5 protein-coding genes and 1 pseudogene are annotated in these 2070 nt (G+C 62.9%); 3 read left to right on the top strand and 3 right to left on the bottom strand.

All coding sequences use genetic code 11. From position 1 onward, the window contains the following. A pseudogene (locus ACXJL8_RS39575) lies at positions 1-140 on the bottom strand (IS6 family transposase); the annotation flags it as partial. 77 nt (positions 141-217) lie between these two features. Beyond that, positions 218-406: a hypothetical protein gene (locus tag ACXJL8_RS39580; protein WP_456686872.1), complete on the bottom strand. Its 189-nt coding sequence runs from the start codon at positions 404-406 to the stop codon at positions 218-220. A gap of 230 nt (positions 407-636) precedes the next feature. On the opposite strand from ACXJL8_RS39580, the gene ACXJL8_RS39585 reads away from it, so the two are divergent. The 3 genes from ACXJL8_RS39585 to ACXJL8_RS39595 all read left to right on the top strand — a co-directional run bounded on the left by ACXJL8_RS39585 (position 637) and on the right by ACXJL8_RS39595 (position 1557). Further along, a complete protein-coding gene (locus tag ACXJL8_RS39585; RefSeq protein WP_305550440.1) occupies positions 637-846 on the top strand; it encodes a cold-shock protein in 210 nt (69 codons plus the stop codon). A gap of 98 nt (positions 847-944) precedes the next feature. After that, a complete protein-coding gene (locus ACXJL8_RS39590; protein ID WP_456686873.1) occupies positions 945-1313 on the top strand; it encodes a DUF6481 family protein in 369 nt (122 codons plus the stop codon). A gap of 43 nt (positions 1314-1356) precedes the next feature. Next, positions 1357-1557: a hypothetical protein gene (locus ACXJL8_RS39595; protein WP_456686874.1), complete on the top strand. Its 201-nt coding sequence runs from the start codon at positions 1357-1359 to the stop codon at positions 1555-1557. A gap of 310 nt (positions 1558-1867) precedes the next feature. On the opposite strand, the gene ACXJL8_RS39600 is transcribed toward ACXJL8_RS39595, so the two are convergent. Then, on the bottom strand, positions 1868-2070 hold a 203-nt coding region (locus tag ACXJL8_RS39600; protein ID WP_456686875.1), incomplete at its 5' end, for a transposase.

Raw genomic sequence — 2070 nt, forward strand, 5'->3', positions numbered from 1 at the left:
CGTACCGTGACGATGATCCCGCGCTCGGCCAGGAGCTCCTCGACATCGCGGTAGCTGAGGGTGAAGCGAAGGTACATCCAGACGGCGCGCTGGATCACGTCACGTGGGAAGCGGTAGCCGGAGTACGAGAGCGGGCTCATACGGCCCGGCTACGACGCTCGATCGACCGCCGCAAGCCAGTCCGCCCGCCAACGTGACAAGCCCGGTGTAGGCACGCCTACGTGAGCTTGCCACCAGCCGCCGCAATGCCGGCTCGAACGCCCAGAAGGAACCGCGTCGTGTCGGCAACCGCATCGGGCTCCGCTGGTGCGGCCGGCGGTTCGACACCTATCCCTTGGATGAGCTGGAAGCCGACTGTGAAGCCTTCCCGGAAATCGTCGTGCGGCACCCTGCTGCTGATATGCATCGTCAATTCCTTCGGTTCGGCATGTCGACGTTCACCCACTTACGCTGTGCGGTTGTGGTTATCCCGCGAATGGCGTACCCATGTTAAATCGACTTTTGGCCAGATATTCGGCCGCTTCGCCTGAACAGGGCGAGCGCTCTGCATCTCTCCCATTTTCGACGATCATCGACCGAGCGCGTGCGGTGCATGCGCTCGACCCATTAGTTTGCCTATATAGATACGGAATACCTATGAGCATTGGCACCGTTAAGTGGTTCAACGACACCAAGGGCTTCGGCTTCATCCAGCCCGATGACGGCGGCAAGGACGTGTTCGTGCACATCTCCGCCGTCGAGCGCGCCGGCATGAACAACCTGATCGAAGGTCAGAAAGTCTCCTACGAAATGGAGTCCGACCGCCGCACCGGTAAGCAGTCCGCTGGCAGCCTTCAGGCCGCCTGAGCCTCGCTCATCTGCCTATGACGAGTTTCGAAGCCGTTCCTCTGGGAGCGGCTTCATCTGTTTCTCGCCACCCGGCTGCGCTGTGGTGGGCGTAAAGAATGTACGTGGGGCAATTCAAAACCGACCAGTTCTCCGATCGGCTTGAGGAGACCGCCAAAGCACGGCAGGTCACTCTAGACCGGTTCCGGGCACGCCCGGCAGCTGATGATCCGGCTGTCCTTGCGCGGCAGGCCGAGCGGCAAGCCCTCGTCGAGGCGCGGGAAGTGCGATCCAACGAGCGAGAAGCAACTCGTCTTGTCGCTGAAGCTGAGCGTGAGGCTGAAGCGCTTGCGGCGAGGGAGCGCGCAGAGGCCGAAGTCGCTCGTTTGGCTGCCGAGAAGGCAGAGCGGCAGGTCGCACTCGCTACCGAGCAGAAGGCTGCGCGCGATGCACGCTTCGCCGCTCGCAAGGCCAAAGCCCGGCGGTAGGCCAGCCCTCGCCCCGCAAAGCGTCATTACTGGAGGACGAGAGATGTCTCACAAGTTCAAGGTCGGCCAGAGTGTCCGGCAGCTCGGGATCACATACGCCGGCAACAAGAGTAGCGTCGTCGACGGTCTTTTTGAGGTGGTTCGGCTCATGCCAGACGATCGATCAGGCGAGCCTTGCTACCGGATCAAGTCGGCGGGCTGCGAGGGGGCTACCCGGGAAGGTGAACTCGTTCTCGCCGCCTGATATCAGGTTCAGGACGGCAAGATCCTATCAGGCGGTCACGCTGCCTACAGAAAGCCACTCCCCGAGTGCCCCTTGAAGGCGTTGGCGCGGCGGATGTAGCCGACCACTGTCCGCGGATCCCGATGGCCCGACTGATCCATGATGCGGGCGAGATCGGCTCCGCGCTCCGCGGCCGTCGTGATGTACCCACCCTCCGACGACTAAGCCGCCCAGCATGATGCCCGACCACCTGCTCTGACTTGCCCCCGTTCGGGTGCTGATCGCGCTCGCTCCAACGTCCTAGAGCTGTTCCCACCTATGTAGCGACGGCCTAGTCGCCCTCATATCCGGCGGCGGTGATGCAGTTGCGGCATTCGTCTGGGGTGAAGCGGGTGAAGGCCTCGCGGATAGCAACCCAGAGGTCGGGCACGGTGCGGGCGGTTGCGGTTCGCAGCAGGTGCTTGAGCTTGGCGAAGATCTGCTCGATCGGATTGAACTCGGGACTGTAGGGCGGAAGGTACAGGACCCGCGCCC

The sequence above is a fragment of the Bradyrhizobium sp. P5_C11_2 genome (genome assembly GCF_054049755.1).